General features: G+C 52.6%; 18 protein-coding genes. 7 read left to right on the top strand and 11 right to left on the bottom strand.

Features of this window, described 5'->3' with window-relative positions; all coding sequences use genetic code 11:
- Positions 1 to 218 precede the first annotated feature (218 nt).
- Complete coding sequence (locus Q4C79_RS05985) at positions 219 to 707, top strand: DUF456 domain-containing protein (RefSeq protein WP_303090112.1); 489 nt, start codon at positions 219 to 221, stop codon at positions 705 to 707.
- 78 nt (positions 708 to 785) lie between these two features.
- Here the strand turns inward: Q4C79_RS05985 and Q4C79_RS05990 are convergent, their stop codons facing one another.
- A complete protein-coding gene (locus tag Q4C79_RS05990; RefSeq protein ID WP_303090113.1) occupies positions 786 to 1481 on the bottom strand; it encodes a class I SAM-dependent methyltransferase in 696 nt (231 codons plus the stop codon).
- Positions 1482 to 1671: 190 nt separating this feature from the next.
- On the opposite strand from Q4C79_RS05990, the gene Q4C79_RS05995 reads away from it, so the two are divergent.
- Both Q4C79_RS05995 and Q4C79_RS06000 read left to right on the top strand, forming a co-directional pair.
- Positions 1672 to 3828 (top strand): LysM peptidoglycan-binding domain-containing protein, encoded by a 2157-nt coding sequence (locus Q4C79_RS05995; protein WP_303090114.1) that lies wholly within the window; start codon positions 1672 to 1674, stop codon positions 3826 to 3828.
- A 136-nt stretch (positions 3829 to 3964) separates the two neighbouring features.
- Positions 3965 to 4480 carry a chorismate lyase gene (locus Q4C79_RS06000; RefSeq protein ID WP_303090115.1) on the top strand — a complete coding sequence of 172 codons (516 nt, stop codon included), beginning with the start codon at positions 3965 to 3967 and terminating at the stop codon, positions 4478 to 4480.
- 39 nt (positions 4481 to 4519) lie between these two features.
- Here the strand turns inward: Q4C79_RS06000 and Q4C79_RS06005 are convergent, their stop codons facing one another.
- From Q4C79_RS06005 to Q4C79_RS06025, 5 genes are all read right to left on the bottom strand, one after another.
- Positions 4520 to 4882, bottom strand: a complete 363-nt coding sequence (locus Q4C79_RS06005; RefSeq protein WP_303090116.1) for a YkvA family protein — start codon at positions 4880 to 4882, stop codon at positions 4520 to 4522.
- Positions 4883 to 5281: 399 nt separating this feature from the next.
- Positions 5282 to 5827 (bottom strand): hypothetical protein, encoded by a 546-nt coding sequence (locus Q4C79_RS06010; protein ID WP_303090117.1) that lies wholly within the window; start codon positions 5825 to 5827, stop codon positions 5282 to 5284.
- 128 nt (positions 5828 to 5955) lie between these two features.
- Positions 5956 to 6579 (bottom strand): BON domain-containing protein, encoded by a 624-nt coding sequence (locus tag Q4C79_RS06015; RefSeq protein ID WP_303090118.1) that lies wholly within the window; start codon positions 6577 to 6579, stop codon positions 5956 to 5958.
- 112 nt (positions 6580 to 6691) lie between these two features.
- The gene (locus Q4C79_RS06020; RefSeq protein WP_303090119.1) at positions 6692 to 7282 is read right to left on the bottom strand and encodes a phosphoheptose isomerase; all 591 of its coding nucleotides are present in this window, start codon (positions 7280 to 7282) and stop codon (positions 6692 to 6694) included.
- Positions 7283 to 7288: 6 nt separating this feature from the next.
- Positions 7289 to 7636 (bottom strand): YraN family protein, encoded by a 348-nt coding sequence (locus tag Q4C79_RS06025; RefSeq protein WP_303090120.1) that lies wholly within the window; start codon positions 7634 to 7636, stop codon positions 7289 to 7291.
- Between the two features lie 60 nt (positions 7637 to 7696).
- On the opposite strand from Q4C79_RS06025, the gene rsmI reads away from it, so the two are divergent.
- The 3 genes from rsmI to Q4C79_RS06040 all read left to right on the top strand — a co-directional run bounded on the left by rsmI (position 7697) and on the right by Q4C79_RS06040 (position 9714).
- Positions 7697 to 8575 carry a 16S rRNA (cytidine(1402)-2'-O)-methyltransferase gene (gene rsmI, locus Q4C79_RS06030; protein WP_303090121.1) on the top strand — a complete coding sequence of 293 codons (879 nt, stop codon included), beginning with the start codon at positions 7697 to 7699 and terminating at the stop codon, positions 8573 to 8575.
- Positions 8576 to 8599: 24 nt separating this feature from the next.
- Positions 8600 to 8956, top strand: a complete 357-nt coding sequence (locus Q4C79_RS06035) for a DUF488 domain-containing protein (protein WP_303090122.1) — start codon at positions 8600 to 8602, stop codon at positions 8954 to 8956.
- A gap of 116 nt (positions 8957 to 9072) precedes the next feature.
- Positions 9073 to 9714 carry a trimeric intracellular cation channel family protein gene (locus Q4C79_RS06040; RefSeq protein WP_303090123.1) on the top strand — a complete coding sequence of 214 codons (642 nt, stop codon included), beginning with the start codon at positions 9073 to 9075 and terminating at the stop codon, positions 9712 to 9714.
- An 11-nt stretch (positions 9715 to 9725) separates the two neighbouring features.
- Here the strand turns inward: Q4C79_RS06040 and Q4C79_RS06045 are convergent, their stop codons facing one another.
- Entirely contained in the window at positions 9726 to 10418 is a 693-nt protein-coding gene (locus Q4C79_RS06045; protein ID WP_303090124.1) for a M48 family metallopeptidase, read from the bottom strand.
- 198 nt (positions 10419 to 10616) lie between these two features.
- Here Q4C79_RS06045 and argG point away from each other — a divergent pair, with 198 nt between their 5' ends.
- Positions 10617 to 11963 (top strand): argininosuccinate synthase, encoded by a 1347-nt coding sequence (gene argG / locus Q4C79_RS06050; protein WP_303090125.1) that lies wholly within the window; start codon positions 10617 to 10619, stop codon positions 11961 to 11963.
- Between the two features lie 76 nt (positions 11964 to 12039).
- Here the strand turns inward: argG and Q4C79_RS06055 are convergent, their stop codons facing one another.
- The 4 genes from Q4C79_RS06055 to uvrA all read right to left on the bottom strand — a co-directional run bounded on the left by Q4C79_RS06055 (position 12040) and on the right by uvrA (position 18682).
- The gene (locus Q4C79_RS06055) at positions 12040 to 13491 is read right to left on the bottom strand and encodes an aminoacyl-histidine dipeptidase (RefSeq protein ID WP_303090126.1); all 1452 of its coding nucleotides are present in this window, start codon (positions 13489 to 13491) and stop codon (positions 12040 to 12042) included.
- A 192-nt stretch (positions 13492 to 13683) separates the two neighbouring features.
- The gene (locus tag Q4C79_RS06060; RefSeq protein WP_303090127.1) at positions 13684 to 14214 is read right to left on the bottom strand and encodes a transposase; all 531 of its coding nucleotides are present in this window, start codon (positions 14212 to 14214) and stop codon (positions 13684 to 13686) included.
- Between the two features lie 792 nt (positions 14215 to 15006).
- Positions 15007 to 15585, bottom strand: coding sequence for a hypothetical protein (locus Q4C79_RS06065; protein ID WP_303090128.1), 579 nt, complete (start codon positions 15583 to 15585; stop codon positions 15007 to 15009).
- A gap of 262 nt (positions 15586 to 15847) precedes the next feature.
- Entirely contained in the window at positions 15848 to 18682 is a 2835-nt protein-coding gene (gene uvrA, locus Q4C79_RS06070) for an excinuclease ABC subunit UvrA (RefSeq protein WP_303090129.1), read from the bottom strand.
- Positions 18683 to 18865: the final 183 nt, after the last annotated feature.

An 18865-nucleotide genomic window follows, 5' to 3' on the forward strand; every position in this document is an offset into this window, starting at 1 on the left:
CTGCTTTATGGGCACCTCTTCGCATTTGTTGCACTTAGATTGTCAATTCAAGGGGCAAAAACCGCGTATGCAAGGCAAAAAGCACAGCAAGGTTGGGCATCTTGCGAGCATTTTCAACGCCGCAGACGGGGATTTTTGACCAAAAACAACGCCGTTGCGTTAATTGTCAATAGATCCTAGAATGCCTGTCTGAAAACTTTTTACGGAGTAGAGTAGCAATGACTACCTTATTGATTATCGGCGGCCTGATTTGCTTGCTGATCGGCTTGCTCGGTACCGTTTACCCGGCTATTCCCGGCTTGGGATTGATGTTTGCCGGTTCCTGGTTGTTGGCATATGCCGGCGATTACCAGATTATCGGAACCGGCACGCTGATTGCGCTGGCGATATTTGCTGTAGTCGGCACCGCAATGGATTATGTAGCAGGCATGTTGGGTGCCAAATTCAGCGGCGCCAGCAAACAAGCGGTATGGGGCGCGTTGATCGGCGGTATTGTCGGTGCCTTCTTCTCCATTCCGGGCCTGTTGCTCGGCCCCTTGATTGGCGCGGCCATCGGCGAATGGTGGGTACGCCGGGATTTGTTGAAAGCCGGCAAAGTCGGGCTGAGTACCTTTATCGGCTTTATCTTGGGTGTGGTCGCAAAGGTCGGTTGCGCACTGGCGATTGTGATGACGTTGGCGGTAATGGGCATCGTGAGCCTGTTTTAAGTTTGATTTGCAGAAAAAAAGCGGCAGAACGGAAAAAACCGTTCTGCCGCTTTGTTGTGTTCATCAAAATATTGAAGTTCAGTCGGCCCTCACTTTAGCAGGCGTCAGCACCACCGCATCCTCTTTTTCCGCCAGTTTTTCCTGTAATTCCGGCAGAATGGTCATGCCGGCCTGACGCTTCAATAATACTACGCCGTAAGCCGCTGATGCGTGCGGCCACCAACGGTTGCCGGCGGCTTCCATAAAACGCCAGCGGCGCAGTGCCCGCTCGCTGTGAACGGCCGGTACATAGGCCATAAAACGCCCGCTTTCGATGGTAAAGCCAATATCTGTCGCATAGCGTTTCAATAAGGGCAGGGGCAGACATTTGCGTGCGTGGGGCAGTTGTTTGCCGTCGAAACACCTACCCAGCCGCCAGAGAGAGTGCGGATTAAACCCGCTTAACAATACACGACCGCCGGGTTTCAAGCAGCGCCAGCTTTCGGCCAATATCTGATAAGGTGCGCCGCTGCATTCGAGGATATGCGGCAGGATCAATAAATCCAAGCTGGCGTCTGCCCAAGCCATTGCTTCGGGTGTCATGCGCACATCATCGGGAACTTGCATCATGCTGCATACAGGCAACAGATGCCAATCCGGCATACCGAACTGTACCGACGCCCCCAAAAGGCCGTAGCGTTCGGTGAGCGTGCCGAAAAAATCTTTTTCCTGACGTGCCAGATAAAGTCCTAGGTTTGATTGTTCAAACCATTGATTTAGTTTTAAATAATTCAATTTCTTCCTGTGTGCGTCTGATAAATGTCGGTTGCCGAAATTATTCTTTTGTCACAGTATAACCGAATGTCGGATAACACCGAGAAATGATAATATATTGAAAAACTTTACTTTGTTGGAATCTTGACGGTAACAGGCAAGCTAAAGTACTATCTATAAGGTTAAACATCAGATTATTTGAAATAATATCATGGCATCATTGAAAACCCTTACACTGGCGGTAGCCGGTCTGACTGCTTCAGCAACTGTTTACAGCCAGAATTATTCGCCCAGTCAAATTGGTATGGCGATGATGCGCTTGAATGCCGCATCGCTGGATCACGGTAAATCCACTGTCGCCTCAGGCAGTATTTGGGCGAAAATCCGCAAAGATTTTCGTATGGATGAAGTCAATCCCGAGCTGGTTCGCCGCCATGAAGCGAAATTTGCAGCCAACTCCGCTTATTTCAATCGTACGGTTAGCCGAAGCAAACCGTATATGTATCATATTTTCAAAGAAGTTGAAAAACGCAACATGCCTGCTGAAATCGCGCTGTTGCCGTTTATCGAAAGTGCTTATGTAGTTAAGGCAAAATCACACGTTGGCGCATCCGGCTTGTGGCAATTCATGCCTGCTACCGGCCGTCATTACGGTTTGGAACAAACCCCGATGTACGACGGCCGTCATGATGTCGCCGCCTCAACCGATGCGGCGCTTAATTATCTGCAATATCTGCACGGTTTGTTTGGTGACTGGTCATTGGCTCTGGCTGCTTACAACTGGGGTGAAGGCAATGTCTCCCGGGCAGTCAACCGCGCTCGTGCGCAAGGTTTGGACCCGGTATATGAAAACCTGAGAATGCCGGCGGAAACACGCAACTATGTACCGAAATTGATGGCAGTGCGCAATATCGTCAGCAACCCGCAATATTTCGGCATGAATCTGGATGAAATCGATAATAAACCTTATTTCAAGGCAGTTAATCTTGATCAGCCGATTGATATTTCCGCCGCCGTCAGCTTGGCCGGCATCAGTGAAGACGAATTCCGTGCATTGAACCCTGCGTTTAAACAATCGGTATTCATTCCCAACAGCAGCCGTAAAATGCTGTTGCCGGTGGCGGCGGTTAATACTTTCGAACAAAATTATCGTAAGGCTGATCCGACTACCTTGTTAACTTGGAACCGCAGTAATACCGTTACTTCACCGGCCTCGGGCAGCGTGCAAAGCGATTTGGCAAGCTTGGATCGTGATCCGAATCCCCAACACAACCGTTTGCAGACAGTGGAGCCCATGCCTGTATTGGCTGTCAACAATGCTGCGGCGCGTTCTTATGCCGCTGCGCCGCAAATCGTACCGCCGCAAACCCGTGTTGCTACCGTGGCACCTGCTCCTCAAGCATCTGATTTTGTGCAGGTTGCTAACCGTGCTCCTGCTGAAGCGGTTGCCATCAAAGCGGATAATAAACCGGCAGTAATGGCCATTAACCAACCGTTGCCGCTGCCAACCCAACCATATCAGAAACCGGCCGAGCCGGTGACTACGGTTGCTCAAACTGCTCCTGCTGCCACACCGGTTACTGTGGCAACAGCTGAAGCTAAGCCGGAAGTTGCCAGCACGTCCCCCGCTAATGTGGCTGTGGCGCAAGTTTCAACTGCCGCGCCTACTACAGCAGAAGCGCCAATCAGTGTAGCCGAAGCGCAACCTGAGCCCGCTGTTGTGGCGCAAACTGCAGCACTGTCAACTGCCCAATCTGCTGCCGCTCCTTTGGCTATGGCTCAAGCTGAGGCACCTGCAACCTTGCCGGTTGCAATCGAACAGCCGATTACCGGTGTTAATCAGTTGGCTGCCAACCAAGGGGCTGATGATCTGCAAAATCTGGTGGAAAACAATAATATGCGCAGCAGTGCTGCTACAGCGGTTCGTGAAGCGCTGGCTCGTGCCGATATGGAAGAAGCGCGTGCTGCCAAAGCGGCGGCCGCCCGTGCCAAGCAGCAACAACGCACTGAAGAGCGTTTGGCTCGCGCCAATGCGCAACGGCAAAATCTTGCTGCTTCGACACACCGTGTAACCGATGGCGATACTCTGTATAACATTTCGCAGCGCTATGGCGTGAGTGTGGCTGATTTGGTGGCCCAGAATCAGATTCAAGGCAACAATATCCGTAAAGGCCAAGTGTTGAATGTTGTCGCAGCCAAATCTCGTAACAGCGGAGGTACGCAGCAGGTTTCTTATACCGTACGCAAAGGTGATACGCTGACCAATATTGCCAACCGCTTTAACCTCAGCGTTAATGATATCCGTCGTTGGAACGGCAATACCTCCGTGATTACGCCGGGCCAGCGGATTAAATTGATTGGTTTGTAATAGCCATATTTTTTGAATTAAATGCCTGTCTGAAAAGAATTTTCCGTGATACGGTGATGACTTTCAGACAGGCATTTGTTGATGGTGGCGGTTATAAGCCGCTGTAACATCTGTTTCACTGATACTCGAATCTTTTATGATGCACAGCATAAATACGGTTCCGGTTTGGTTACCGCAATTACCCCCTTTAACCGTTCCGTTATCGGAAGAAGTTTTAGAACTCATACAGCAGCCTTCGTTGACACGTGCCTTCAAATCGTTGGGCGGGGAATTTACTGTGAACTTACTTTATTTAGGTAAAGGTAAGAATGATACGGGGTGGCTGCAGCAGGCAGGAGACTGTTGTATACGCGATGTTTTGCTCTCTTATAACGGAATCCCGGTGGTATGGGCACGCAGTTTATGCCTGTCTGAAGCTTGGGAGTGGCGCCGGATTCTCGATTGCGGTACCCGTCCGTTGGGTGAACAGTTGTTTGACGCTTCGTTGGCGGTCACACGAAGCCCGGTTGAATATGCGATAGTAGGAGATTGTTCTTTACCCGGTTTCGATGGTCAGGCCCTGCTTGCACGCCGGTCGGTATTTACCTTAAACGGCCAGACGTTAAATTTGGCGGAGTGCTTCTTGCACGGTGTGGCAGAAATAGGTAAATAAAAATCCGACGGCTTATCGCGGTCGGATTTTTTAAACCTTTTATTTCAACAGTTTTTCTGTTGCTTCGCGCGCGCGTACTTTTATGTCTTCTGTCAGATAAGCTTTCATTTGCGCGTAAACCAATGCGATAACCGCGATGTCGTCGGTAAAGCCGAGCGGGCCCAGCAAATCGGGTAAGCTGTCGAGCGGGCTGAAGAAATAAACCAATGCACCAAGAATAATCATCTTAGCCCGTTTCGGTGTGGCAGGTGATTTGTAAAGATAATATAGCGCATACAATTGTCTGACCGCAGGTGCGCCTAAGCGTGCGGCAAAACGTGCCACTTTTTTTAAGAAACCCGGCTCGTCTAACTTGCGGCGGCGAAAAGAGGGGATAAAATCCTCGGGTGATTTTTGTTCCATCAATCTAGTTTCCTTATGAGTCAAAACGGCAAAGGCGAAACAACAAACAATGTGCTTATTTGTACAGAAAGCAAAGTGGAGGGTAATCGGGTGATTTCAATAGCTGCGCCGAGTGAATAGTTTAGCTTGGGGCGGCTGATCCGACGGAAATGCCTGTCTGAAACCAAATTCTTTACCGGCTTATGGATGAGTATGGCATTTAATATTTCTTTTGTTTCTAATGGTTTAAGCGATTCTTGGATGAATTTGAACCAATATGGCAAGATTGTTTTGTAATATTTTCCGGCAAGTTGCGAAGTTTTGCAAAGATGTAACGGGCTGATGGCTGATAGAAACAGCAGCCACAAAAAAGACCTTTAAGGTGATAGATCCTTAAAGGTCTTTTTTATCTGAAGAAGTTTAGAACAAATTATCCATCACTTCTTTTTTTGCCGGTGCGGTAGGTTGTTGTGCCGGTCGTTCGGCCGGCGGCGCAGGTGCACGGGCAGGTTGTCTGTTTATCGGTTCGACCGGTGTTTCTGCCGTGGTAGCTGGACGGTTACTGCGTGAAGGCGTTGTTGTTGCGTTCCCGCTATCGTCGTTTTCGGTAGCGGCTTGGTTTCGTTGGCGACGCTGGTTTTGTCGGGTAGTGGCCGCTTGTTGTTCGGTTTCCGAAGCAGCTTCGTTTTGCGGAGGATCGCTGGCGGTACTATCTGATGCGGCATCAGGTTGATTCGCTGCTTGCTGGCTGGCGGAAACAGTTTGGGTGGTGACAATTTTATTGCCGCCGGGGGTAAGGATTTCGACGGTAGAGCTATCAGAAGCGGCTTGGTTATTCTGAATTCGGATATTTTCTTTTTTCGACATGGTGGTAAAGACACTGAATACGAGGCCGACAACCACTAAGGCGATGATGACCAGTGCGCCGAACAGCAGTTTGCGCGGAGTCAGTTGGAATTTGCTCATATATTAGTTCCGATGTGTGTTTGTAGGAGCGTTTGTATTTGAATGGGGAAAGTAAAAATTTTCCTACGGCCTTATCAGAAAACGGGCTCCGCCGGTTTGAGCGGTGCCCGTATCAGATTCGCGGTGCTTTATTGTGAAGCGGCACCGGCAGTCGGTTTGTAATAATCTTGATAGAGGGTAACGACTTTTTGTACGCCGGACGTGGTGCTGACCCGTTGGGTAACCGCGGCTTGCTCTTCCGGGGTAAGGATGCCCATTACATAGGTAACGCCCCCATAGGTAACGATTTTCACGCGGCCGGGATAGACGCCTTGTATGCCCAGCAAGGTGGTGCGTACTTTGGTGGTGCTCCAGGTATCGGCGCTGACATTGCCGAAGGTGCGGGCTTGCGGGCTTACTTCGATGTAGTTGTATACTGCTTGGGCGGATTGTTCGGCACGGGCGACGCGTTCGACAAATTGTTTCTCTTCTTCGGTGGCAACTTGGCCCAGCAACAAGATATGACGGTTGTAGCTGACAACCGAGAGCTTGGGTTGGATGCCGGAGGCTTGGCTGTTTTGTTTCAGGTAATCGATTGCGGTTTTTCGGATGCGCACTTCCATGATGTTGTCGTCAGCCTGTGCGCCGGTGCTACGGCGGTCTAGGGCGGAATCACCGGCAACGGCAGCCCCGCCCACTAAAGCGGCGGCGCAACCGCTAAGCGAAGCGGCCAGGGTGAGAGAAAGCAGCAGGGATTTAACGGTAGTGTTCATGCGTTTTTCCTTTCTTGCGCAAACAAAACAGGCGGCGTGCCTGCCGGATTGCGGGGTATTTTAACGGTTTGTCGCCGTTTTGGCACGTTTTTCGGCTTTTTTCGGTGTTCTGTTATTCGCCGAACAGTGCGCTGTCGATGCAGTCGCACAGGGCGTGTATCAGTACGATGTGGTTTTCCTGGATGCGGGCGGTACGGGGATGGGGCACGTTGAGCAAAACGTCATCGTCTTTCAACAGGCCGGCGATTTTGCCGCCGTCACGCCCGGTAAAGGCGATGACTTGCATGTCGCGTTCGTGGGCGGCGTGGATGGCTTCGATGATGTTGGCGGAGTTGCCAGAGGTGGAAATGCCCATCAGGATATCGCCGGGACGGCCCAGAGCACGCACCTGTTTGCTGAAGATATGGTCGAAGCCGTAGTCGTTGCCGATGGCGGTGAGGGCGGAGGTATCGGTGGTCAGCGCGATGGCGGCCAATTCCATGCGTTCTTTTTCAAAGCGGCCGGTCATTTCGGCGGCGAAATGCTGCGCATCGGCTGCGGAACCGCCGTTGCCGCAAACCAGAATCTTGCCGTCGTTCATCAGGCAGTTAATCATCATCTGTGCAGCTTCGGCGGTGGGGGCGGCCAATACTTCAACGGCTTGTTGTTTGGCTGCGATGCTCTCTTCAAAATGCGCGGTGATGCGCGATTGTAAATTACTCATCTTTTGTTAACCTGTGATGTTGGTGAGCCAAACCGGGGTACTGCCGCCTTCTATCAATACTGCATCCAGCCTGCAAGGAATGTTGCCGGGTTGTTGGGTTTGCAGGTAATAATCAATCGTGCGGTTCAGTTTGGCCAGTTTGGCCGGGGTAATGCTGGCAATCGCACCGCCGAAGGCTTGGCTGCGGCGGTAGCGTACTTCTACGAACACCAGTATCTTACCGTGTTTGACGATTAAATCAATCTCGCCGAACGGGCAGTGCCAGTTGCGGGCGATGAGTTTGCAGCCTTGCGCTTGGAGAAAGGCAAGTGCGGCATCTTCGCCGGCGCATCCTTGTTTATGGTTCAGGCGCATTTTGCCGTTCCCCTTTATAATGTGGTTTTTATTGGTTTCCTATTTTTCAGACAGGCATTTATGTTTCAGAAATTCTATCAAAAAGCCTGCGACAGCTTATTGCCGCAAACATTATATGTGGTGGCCACGCCGATAGGCAATCTGGCTGATATTACTTTGCGCGCGCTGGCGGTATTGAGCAAAGCGGATGTGGTGTGTGCGGAGGATACGCGGGTAACGGCGCAGCTGTTGGGGGCATACGGCATACAGGCGCGCTTGTTGAGCGTGCGCGAGCACAACGAGCGGCAGATGGCGGAGAAAGTCATCGCGGCGCTGGCGGAGGGCAAAATCGTGGCGCAGGTATCCGATGCGGGTACGCCGGCGGTGTGCGATCCAGGTGCGCGGCTGGTGGAGAGTGTGCGCGAGGCGGGCTGTGCGGTGGTGCCGGTGATGGGGGCCAGCGCGGTGATGGCGGCCTTAAGTGTGGCCGGTATTGCTGATTCCACTTTTTATTTCGCCGGTTTCTTACCGGCCAAGGCGGGGGAGCGGCAGAAACGTTTGGCACAGTGGCAAGAGGCGGATTTTCCGGTGGTAATGTTCGAAACGCCGCACCGTATCGCGGCGACGCTCTCGGATATGCAAACGCTGTTTCCCGGGCGGCGGCTGATGTTGGGGCGCGAGATTTCCAAAACATTCGAAACTTTTTTAAGCGGTACGGCAGACGAATTGGCTGCTTGTTTGCAGGCCGACAGCAACCAGAGCCGCGGTGAAATGGTGTTGGTGCTGCATCCGGCGGCGCAGCGCGAAGCGGGCGGTCTGCCGCCCGAGGCGCAGCAGGTGATGAAGATTTTGGCGGCCGAGCTGCCGACCAAACAGGCAGCCGAGCTGGCGGCGAAAATCAGCGGCGCCAACAAAAAAGCCTTGTATGATTTGGCGCTGGAATGGAAGAAAACATCTTAAATAAGGCGGGAGACGGATATGAAGGTGAGCAGGATTTACGGTTTCCAAGCGGCGGACGGCGAAACTTTGGTTTTTGTCGACCGTCTGTATCCGCGCGGCATCAGTAAAGAGCAGATGGCCGGTGTGCATTGGTTGAAAGACATCGCGCCTTCTGCCGGATTGCGCCGTTGGTATCATGCTGCGCCGCAACAGCGCTTTGATGAATTCGCCACGCGTTATCGCGAGGAATTGCAGGGCGAGGTGCAGCAGGCGGCGATGGCACAATTACGCAGTTGGCAGCAAGTGGGCGAAGTATGTTTGTTGACGGCGGTAAAACATCCGCAACGTTCGCATGTATCGGTTTTATTAGAAGTAATGGGCGAGCCGTTTGTAACGGATTAAATCATCAAGATTCGATATGCCTGTCTGAAAAAATAACGGATATTTGTTTTCAGACAGGCATATCGATTGATTATCAAATATAGTGAAATCACGAATAAGATTAAAAACAGAGTGTTATGGAATTACCTTCGGAATCCCTGATTGTTTATACGCTGGATATGGTCGGCATTTTCGCCTGCGCGGTGGCGGCCACCGTGCTGGCCAAGCGTTTGAAGTTTGATATTTTCGGCGCGATGCTGGTGTCTTTTGTCGGCGCGGTGGGCGGCGGAACGCTGCGCGATTTGCTGCTCGACCGAACGCCGATATTCTGGCTTTATGACCTGAATTATTTTTACCTGATTGTCGCCACTTCTCTGTTGGTACAGGTGTTTTACTACCAATTCGAACGCTTGGACAGGGCGATGCGCTGGTTTGATGCGCTGGGCTTGGCCGCGTTTACCGTTATCGGTATCGAGGCGGCGCTGGAAAAACAAATGGCTTGGCCGATCGTATTGACCATGGGGGTAATGACCGCTTCGGTGGGCGGGATTATGCGCGATGTGGTGTGCCGGCAGCTGCCTTTGCTGTTGCAACGGGAAATCTATCTGACCGCCTCGCTCAGCGGCGGCTTATTGTATTGGCTGATGTATACCTTGGATTTTTCGTTGTGGCTGCGCGATGTATTGACACTGCTGTTTATTTTTGCTTTCCGCATGCTGGCGGTTTACCGCAATTGGAATCTGCCTAACCTGACTTTAATGCCCGATAGCGGGGATTGATATGCTCGGGTTTAGCGCGGCGCATCCAGCCAAAACAACTCGCTGCCGTATTGTTTTAGCCAGCGTTTGGCCGAATCGGTATGCGGCGTGTGGCGGTTGACCAGTGCCCAAAATCGCGAGCTGTGGTCGGGGTGGGGCAGGTGGCACAATTCGTGCACGCAGATATAGTCCAACACAAAATCCGGCGCGCCGATTAAACGCCAGTTCAAACGGATGCCGGTGCGTGCGCGGCAAACGCCCCAGAACCCTCTGGCATTGGACAAATCCATTGCCGCCGGAAAAAGCGCGAGGCGCTCGCTGTGTTCGGCCAAACGCGGCAACAGCCGTTCGCGGGCGCGCTGCTGCAAAAAACGGCGCAACTGCGCCTGCTGCTGCGGCCAGGCTTGCGGCGGCAACAATAGCTTGGGCGTATCGACGGCAATGTGCGCCGCATCGTGTTCGCCTAATTGATGCGGCATACCGAGGTACCAGATGTGGCCGGGTCGCTGGCCGGCGGTATTTTCCGGTGCACGGGCGAGTACATCAAGCAGCACGGTTTGGTTGTTGGCCAGCCAGTTTACCAGTTGGCGGCGGCTCAAGCGCGGCGGGATATTGATGCTGATCGAATCGTGCGAGAGCGCGCGCAAAATAATATTTTTGCGCGCGCTGCGTTTGAGCAGTATGCGAATCGGCCGGCCGGCGACGGAGTAATTCAGTTCGTTCATAAAGTAATGGTTTTTCAGACAGGCATACCGCCAAATCAATATAATTAAGGGCACCATGCCTGTCTGAAAGCATATCGTGCAGCCAAGCGGCGGCCGAAATCATTAACAGAGGCTGGACGTTGGCGCCAAATCGTACAATAATAAACAAATTTCCGCTTCTTGCGTGCTTCAACACCTTATCTTATAGGAATTCCCCCGATGAGCAATCATACTATCTTGCAAAACCTGCCGGCCGGCCAGAAGGTCGGCATCGCGTTTTCCGGCGGCCTCGACACTTCCGCCGCGCTGTTGTGGATGAAACTCAAAGGCGCGCTGCCTTATGCCTACACCGCCAATCTCGGCCAGCCCGATGAAGAGGATTACAACGCCATCCCGAAAAAAGCCAAAGAATACGGCGCCGAGCAGGCGAGGCTGATTGATTGCCGCAGCCAATTGGCGCACGAGGGGATCGCCGCCATCCAATGCGGCGCATTCCATGTTTCCACCGGCGGCATTACCTATTTCAACACCACCCCGTTGGGCCGCGCCGTTACCGGCACCATGCTGGTTTCCGCGATGAAAGAAGACGATGTAAACATCTGGGGCGACGGCAGTACCTACAAAGGCAACGACATCGAGCGCTTCTACCGCTACGGCCTGTTAACCAACCCGAGCCTGCGCATCTACAAACCCTGGCTAGACCAAACCTTTATTGACGAACTGGGCGGCCGTCAGGAAATGAGCGAGTTTTTAATCGCCAACGGTTTCGATTACAAAATGTCGGTAGAAAAAGCCTATTCCACCGATTCCAATATGCTCGGCGCCACCCACGAAGCCAAAGATTTGGAATTCTTGAACAGCGGCATCAAAATCGTCAAACCGATTATGGGCGTGGCCTTCTGGGATGAAAATGTAGTCGTGAAGCCCGAAGAAGTACGCGTACGCTTTGAAGAGGGCGTACCGGTAGCGCTCAACGGCCAAGAGTTCGCCGATCCGGTGGAATTATTCCTTGAGGCCAACAAAATCGGTGGCCGTCACGGCTTAGGCATGAGCGACCAAATCGAAAACCGCATCATCGAAGCCAAATCGCGCGGTATTTACGAAGCCCCTGGCATGGCTTTGCTCCACATCGCCTACGAGCGCTTGGTTACCGGCATCCACAACGAAGACACCATCGAACAATACCGCATCAACGGCTTGCGCCTCGGCCGCTTGCTGTATCAAGGCCGCTGGTTTGATCCGCAGGCATTGATGCTGCGCGAAACCGCACAACGTTGGGTGGCCAAAGCCATCACCGGCGAAATAACTTTAGAACTGCGTCGCGGCAACGACTATTCGATTCTGAACACCGAATCGCCCAACCTCACCTACCAACCCGAGCGCTTGAGCATGGAGAAAGTGGAAAACGCTGCCTTCACACCGGCCGACCGCATCGGCCAGCTGACCATGCGCAATCTCGACATCGTCGATACGCGCGGTAAATTGGGTTTGTATGCGCAAACCGGCTTGCTCTCGCTGGGTGAAGGTTCGGTATTGCCGCAATTGGGCAACCAACAAGAATCGTAAGTTTTCCGGTTTAAAAAATGCCTGTCTGAAAGAAGTTTTCAGACAGGCATTTCCTATCCAAGCGCCCAAGCACGGTCTAAGCCGGCGTATGTTTCAACACCCGCAGCAATAATTCCCAGCATTCGGCCACGGTTGCGATTTCCACCCGTTCGCGCGGCGTGTGCGCGCCCTCGATGGTGGGGCCGAACGATATCATTTCCACTTCGGGCAAGCGCTGCTGCATCAGGCCGCATTCAAGGCCGGCGGGAATCACCTTGATGCGCGGCTCGCGCCCCAGATAATCGCGGAACACTTGGCGGGCGGCGGCAAACAGCTCGGATGACGCATCGGGTGTCCAACCCGGATAATCGCCGTCTAGTCGCAACGCAGCGCCACTTAAGCGGGCGAGGGCGGCGAGGCGGCGGCTCACTTCATCTTTCGGCGTTTCCAACAGCGAGCGCATCAGCAGGCAGATATGAACGGATTGTTCATCGGTATGGGCAACGCTCAAGCAAATCGACGTTTCGGTAACACCGGGGAAGTCGTCGCTGGTGCGTAATACGCCGTCGGGCAGGGCGCAGAGCAAATCGATGGCGCGGCGGCTGTCGGCCTCGCAGAAGGCCTGGCCGCTATGCGTTGCCACCCGGTCGGCCGCGATACGCAGCTTCTCGGCGTGCACACCCCATTCGGCGCGTACCTGTTGCTCCGCTTCGGCCAGCAGAGCCGCTAAACCATCGCCTTGGCCGGCCGGTAACACGATTTCCGCATAGGCCTCGCGTGGAATCACATTGCGCAACAGCCCGCCGTGGAAAGCGGCCAGCCGAAGCGTATGCCTGTCTGAAACACGGTTCAACACATCGGCCAGTAATTTAATGGCATTGCCGCGGCCGCGGTGGATATCAATACCCGAATGCCCGCCGATTAAACCTTCCACGGTAATTTTCCAGCGTTCGCCCTCGGCGCATTCACTTTTCATGGCTAAATTGAATTCAGCATCACGGCCGCCGGCGCAACCCAAATAAATACTGCCGTGTTCCTCGGTATCCAAATTCAACAGATAACGGCCTTGCAGATAATCGCTGCGAACCGCCCGCACGCCGCCCATACCGATTTCTTCTTCAACGGTCAGCAAAACTTCCAGCGGCGGATGTTCGATATCCTCGGCAAACAACACCGCCAACGCCATCGCTGCCCCCATACCGTTATCGGCACCCAGCGTCGTGTTATCGGCATACACCCAATCCCCTTTGATACGCGCTCGGATCGGATCACAATCGAAATCATGCGGCGAATCAGGCGTTTTCTGCGCCACCATATCGATATGCGCCTGCAAAATCACCCCGGCTTTTTCCGCCATACCCGCCCCGGCCGCCGGCTTATAAAGATAAACATTGCCCTTGTCATCCGAACGCGCCTCTAAGCCACGATCCCGGGTGTGCCGCATAATATAGGCCGCCAGCGCAGCTTCCCGGTAAGTAGGGTGGGGGATAGAGCAGATATCTGCAAACCATTGCCAAACGGGGGCAGGGGAGAGATGGCGGATAGACATACCGTTTCCTGTCGAAATTAAAAATAAGATATTTTACGGCGGATAAACGGAATAATCATCCGCAGAAATGCCATAGAAAACAAAATGCCTGTCTGAAAAAAAGATACGGATATTTTTCAGACAGGCCTATTGACAATTGCAAGGAGCACAAACACGCATATGGCTGTTTGCTTTCTTATCCCCAAACTTTCATTACTCACCAAAATGCGTCGCCCAAGTTTCGGCCGTTCCGCCCCAATCCAGCGGCAGCAAACCGTCGCGCACGAAGCGGTGGAATGAAGAAAACGGCCAATCTTTTACATTAGCCGTCAAACCATGTTTCACCGGATTGAAATGCACATAATCCACCACACGCCATAAATCCACATCATCACGCACGGTATGTTCGTAAAAACGGCGCTGCCAAATCCCTTTTTCATGCCGTCGCCGTTTGCTGGCGGATAAAGTATTTGATGCGGAAAAATGATTGGAAAAACCGGTTTTGATTAAACGCCAACGCAGCGGATAATCGCTATCGCCATCGGGCAAAGTCCAAACCGCATGAAGATGGTTGGGCATGACGCAAATGGCCACCGTTTCAAACGGATAGCGTTTTTGCACCGAGGTGTAGACTTCGCGAAGCAGATTGATATGTTCGACTAGTAAACGCGATTTCGGGTCGGCAAGTTTAACGGTAAAGAAAAACGTACCGCCTTCGATGTAGTTGCGGCGATAGTGAGACATTTATTTCCCTTGTTATTATTTCGACTTGCGCCATCATAACAAAGGCAGTGAGAAAGCAAAAGGCCGCCTGAAATGTATCGGTTTCAGACGGCCTTAAAGTATGGCTGCTTATTCCAAACAACGTGTGTGTGCCCTAAGGCACACACCCTACGCCTGAAATCGGCAAGCGTTGAATCGGCGGTAGGGTGTGTGGCGCAGCCACGCACGCGGTGGTGGGGTTATGCGGGGATTCGGGTTATTTTCTTTTTGTCTCAACGGGTTTTATAAAAACATAGAGAAAAAGGCCGTCTGAAATAAATTGTTCAGACAGGCCTTGTGTATGGATTGCCCCACTCAAACAACGCGTGCGTGCCTTAGGGCACACACCCTACGTCTGAAATCGGCAAGCGTTGAATCGGCGGTAGGGTGTGTGGCGCAGCCACGCACGCGGTGGTGGGGTTATGCGGGGATTCGGGTTATTTTCTTTTTGTCTCAACGGGTTTTATAAAAACATAGAGAAAAAGGCCGTCTGAAATAAATTGTTCAGACAGGCCTTGTGTATGGATTGCCCCACTCAAACAACGCGTGCGTGCCTTAGGGCACACACCCTACGTCTGAAATCGGCAAGCGTTGAACCGGCGGTAGGGTGTGTGGCGTAAGCCACGCACGCGGTAGGTGAGGCATACAGGCTACGCTTACTACGCCTGAAATCGGCAAGCGTTGAATTGGCGGTAGGGTGTGTGGCGCAGCCACGCACGCGGTGGTGTGGGTTATGCAGGCTACGCTTGCTACGGCTTGCTTGTTTTTGGAGTTTTATAGTTCATCTAGATCTAGATTAGAAGTCGTACTTCTCATATTTTCATGAATTAATCGACGAACCACAGTACGAGGTACTTCACCACTAAAATAATCCATAATTTGTTCAGGAGATATGCCATGCTTTACCATATCTGCAACTTTTGATTTAAGTAAAGGCAAAGGGAGTCGTGCACGCTCTCTCTCTTTCATAACCTCAACTTCTCTTTCTAACCCTCTCATTTTTTGGCTTAACGTCCGGGTGTTTTCTAAAATTTCTGCTAGCATATCTCCCTGTGGTCGAGGCTTCGATTGGGTTTTATCTTGAGGCTGAGTACTTTCTATAATTGAAGTAAATCCCTCCTCGAATTGTGGCCAATATGTATCAAATACTTGGTCCAATACACGAGGGTCTAGCCCATTACTACCAAGACTGTTGTTGAGAGTCCTTACAAGTTCAATCATATTTTCTTTTTTGGGAAAAGTATGATTAAACTGAGCTAATGGATCTTCAATATCTTTTGGTTCAAGATCAATCAAAAGAGTGCATACTCTCGCTGTAGAAAGTCCTTTGGCTAAAGCACCGGCTTCAAACAATATCCAAGGTCGATTTTTATTTTCTTGGGTTAAGCAAATTATGCCAACAGATGTATCTTTTAGTTGATCATTTATTTCACTAAACCATAATGAGCCACGATCAATATCTTTAGAAGAAATCCATGGCCGAGCAGCTTGAATTACACAGCAAAGCCAATTATTTAAAAGAAGAGCAACCTGTTTACTTCTTTCCCCTGATCAGCTCAAAAATACTTTCATTTCAATATCCTAATCAAATTAAAATCAACAAAAAACTTATTTTTTACAAGACATCTTGCAAATACTTTCCCGTATAACTCTCCTTAACCTTTGCCACTTCCTCAGGGCTACCTGAAGCAATAATCCGCCCGCCGCCATCGCCGCCTTCCGGCCCCAAGTCGACAATATAATCCGCGGTTTTAATCACGTCCAGATTATGCTCGATAATCACAATCGAGTTGCCTTTGCCTTTCAGACGGCCTATGACTTCGAGCAGTAGGGCGATGTCGGCAAAGTGTAGACCGGTAGTCGGTTCGTCGAGGATATAGAGAGTGCGGCCGGTGTCGCGTTTGGAGAGTTCGAGCGCGAGTTTGACGCGCTGGGCTTCGCCGCCGGAGAGAGTGGTGGCGGATTGGCCGAGGCGGATGTAGCCTAAGCCGACGTCCATCAGGGTTTGCAGTTTGCGCGATACGGTGGGCACGGCGTCGAAGAATTCCCGGGCTTCTTCTACGGTCATATCCAGCACTTGGCTGATGTTTTTGCCTTTGTATTGTACTTCGAGGGTTTCGCGGTTGTAGCGTTTGCCGTGGCACACTTCGCAGGGCACATACACGTCGGGCAAAAAGTGCATTTCGACTTTGATTACGCCGTCGCCCTGGCAGGCTTCGCAGCGGCCGCCTTTGACGTTGAATGAGAAGCGGCCGACGTTGTAGCCGCGTTCGCGCGAAAGGGGCACGCTGGCGAACAGGTCGCGGATGGGGGTGAACAGGCCGGTGTAGGTGGCGGGGTTGGAGCGCGGGGTGCGGCCGATGGGGGATTGGTCGACGTTGATCACTTTGTCGAGGTGGTCGAGGCCGGTAATGTCGTCGTAGGGTGCGGGTTCTTCGTGGGCGCGGTTAAGCTCGCGGGCGGTGATTTTGGCGAGCGTGTCGTTAATCAGGGTGGATTTGCCGCTGCCGGATACGCCGGTGATGCAGGTAATCAAGCCCAGCGGCAGTTCGAGGGTAACGTTTTTGAGGTTGTTGCCGCGCGCGCCTTTTAACACCAGCATTCTTTCGGGGTTGACGGGTGTCCTAACAGAGGGCACTTCGATTTTCTTTTTGCCGCTTAAATATTGGCCGGTAACGGATTCTTTGCAGGAGGCGACTTTGGCGGGGGTGTCGGCAACCAGCACGGTGCCGCCGTGTTCGCCGGCGCCGGGGCCCATGTCGATCACGAAATCGGCTTCGCGGATGGCGTCTTCGTCGTGTTCGACCACAATCACGCTGTTGCCCAAGTCGCGCAGGCGTTTGAGGGTGGCCAGCAGGCGGTCGTTGTCGCGCTGGTGCAGGCCGATGGAGGGTTCGTCGAGCACATACATCACGCCGGTTAAACCGCTGCCGATTTGGCTGGCGAGCCGGATGCGCTGGGCTTCGCCGCCGGAGAGGGTTTCGGCGGAGCGGGCGAGGTTGAGGTAGTCGAGGCCGACGTTAATCAGAAAGCCCAAGCGCTCGGTGATTTCTTTGAGGATTTTTTCGGCAATCTGTTTTTTGTTGCCTTCCAAATCGAGTTTTTCAAAGAATTCATGGGTTTTGGTGAGCGGCCAGGCGGAAAGCTCGTGCAGCGGCTGTTTGCCTACATACACATAGCGCGCTTCTTTGCGCAGGCGTGCGCCGCCGCAGCTCGGGCAGGCTTTGTGGCTTTGGTATTGCAGCAGCTCTTCGCGCACGGTGGCGGAATCGGTTTCGCGGAAACGGCGTTCGAGGTTGGGGATGATGCCTTCGAAGGCGTGGCTGCGGTTGAAGGTGGTGCCTTTTTCGGAAAGGTAGCGGAAGTCGATCACTTCTTTGCCGGAGCCGTGCAGCACCACTTTTTTCACTTTTTCAGGCAGGCTTTCAAACGGCGTATCCACGTCGAAGCCGTAATGGGCGGCCAGCGACTGAATCATTTGGAAATAAAACTGGTTACGCTTGTCCCAGCCTTTGATCGCGCCTGCGGCCAGCGACAATTCGGGGTGCAGCACCACGCGTTCGGGGTCGAAAAAATTCATATTGCCCAAGCCGTCGCAAGTGGGGCAGGCGCCGACGGGGTTGTTGAAGGAAAACAGGCGCGGCTCCAGCTCGGGCAGGCTGTATGAGCAGACGGGGCAGGCGAATTGGGCGGAAAACCAGTGTTCTTCGCCGCTGTCCATTTCCAAGGCCAGCGCGCGCTCGCCGCCGTGGCGCAGGGCGGTTTCGAAGCTTTCGGCCAAGCGCTGTTTGATGTCGGCTTTTACCTTAACGCGATCGATCACCACGTCGATATTGTGTTTGATGTTTTTTTCCAGCTTCGGCACTTCGTCGAGCTGATAGACTTCGCCGTCCACGCGCACGCGGGCAAAGCCCTGCGCCTGCAAGTCGGCGAAAAATTCAACGAATTCGCCCTTGCGCTCGCGCACGGCGGGGGCGAGAATCATCACGCGGCTGTCTTCCGGCAGCTTCAGCACGGCATCCACCATCTGTGACACGGTTTGGCTTGCCAAAGGCAGGTTATGTTCGGGGCAATAAGGCGTGCCGACGCGGGCATACAAGAGGCGCAAATAATCGTGGATTTCGGTTACCGTGCCGACGGTGGAGCGCGGGTTGTGGCTGGTGGATTTCTGTTCGATGGAAATGGCGGGCGAGAGGCCTTCGATAAGATCGACGTCGGGTTTGTCCATCATCTGCAAAAACTGGCGCGCATAGGCCGAAAGGCTTTCCACATAGCGGCGCTGGCCTTCGGCATAAAGCGTGTCGAAGGCCAGGCTCGATTTGCCGCTGCCCGACAGGCCGGTTACCACCACGAGTTTGTGGCGGGGGATGTCGAGGTCGATGTTTTTCAAGTTGTGGGTGCGGGCGCCCCGGATGCGGATGGTGTCGTTGTCGTGTGTATGTCGGCTCATGATGATTGAAGTAAAGCGTAAAATAAGTCTTTGATTATAACATTTTTAACGTAAAAAATATTTTCAGACAGGCATGATAAACAAGGTGGCAACCGTATATCAGGCGATGATTCCGCCAAGCACAGGAATCAGCGGTTGTTGAAAGAAATCGATACTATGATCTTTCCATTTATAACAATAAGG

This window comes from Neisseria sp. (assembly GCF_030523955.1).
Classification (GTDB): domain Bacteria; phylum Pseudomonadota; class Gammaproteobacteria; order Burkholderiales; family Neisseriaceae; genus Neisseria.

Coding starts and splice junctions, on each gene's coding strand:
- Q4C79_RS05985 (WP_303090112.1), top strand. CDS start 219: ATGACTACCTTATTGATTATCGGCGGCCTGATTTGCTTGCTGATCGGC.
- Q4C79_RS05995 (WP_303090114.1), top strand. CDS start 1,672: ATGGCATCATTGAAAACCCTTACACTGGCGGTAGCCGGTCTGACTGCT.
- Q4C79_RS06000 (WP_303090115.1), top strand. CDS start 3,965: ATGATGCACAGCATAAATACGGTTCCGGTTTGGTTACCGCAATTACCC.
- Q4C79_RS06005 (WP_303090116.1), bottom strand. CDS start 4,882: ATGGAACAAAAATCACCCGAGGATTTTATCCCCTCTTTTCGCCGCCGC.
- Q4C79_RS06010 (WP_303090117.1), bottom strand. CDS start 5,827: ATGAGCAAATTCCAACTGACTCCGCGCAAACTGCTGTTCGGCGCACTG.
- Q4C79_RS06015 (WP_303090118.1), bottom strand. CDS start 6,579: ATGAACACTACCGTTAAATCCCTGCTGCTTTCTCTCACCCTGGCCGCT.
- Q4C79_RS06020 (WP_303090119.1), bottom strand. CDS start 7,282: ATGAGTAATTTACAATCGCGCATCACCGCGCATTTTGAAGAGAGCATC.
- Q4C79_RS06025 (WP_303090120.1), bottom strand. CDS start 7,636: ATGCGCCTGAACCATAAACAAGGATGCGCCGGCGAAGATGCCGCACTT.
- rsmI (WP_303090121.1), top strand. CDS start 7,697: ATGTTTCAGAAATTCTATCAAAAAGCCTGCGACAGCTTATTGCCGCAA.
- Q4C79_RS06040 (WP_303090123.1), top strand. CDS start 9,073: ATGGAATTACCTTCGGAATCCCTGATTGTTTATACGCTGGATATGGTC.
- Q4C79_RS06045 (WP_303090124.1), bottom strand. CDS start 10,418: ATGAACGAACTGAATTACTCCGTCGCCGGCCGGCCGATTCGCATACTG.
- argG (WP_303090125.1), top strand. CDS start 10,617: ATGAGCAATCATACTATCTTGCAAAACCTGCCGGCCGGCCAGAAGGTC.
- Q4C79_RS06055 (WP_303090126.1), bottom strand. CDS start 13,491: ATGTCTATCCGCCATCTCTCCCCTGCCCCCGTTTGGCAATGGTTTGCA.
- Q4C79_RS06060 (WP_303090127.1), bottom strand. CDS start 14,214: ATGTCTCACTATCGCCGCAACTACATCGAAGGCGGTACGTTTTTCTTT.
- uvrA (WP_303090129.1), bottom strand. CDS start 18,682: ATGAGCCGACATACACACGACAACGACACCATCCGCATCCGGGGCGCC.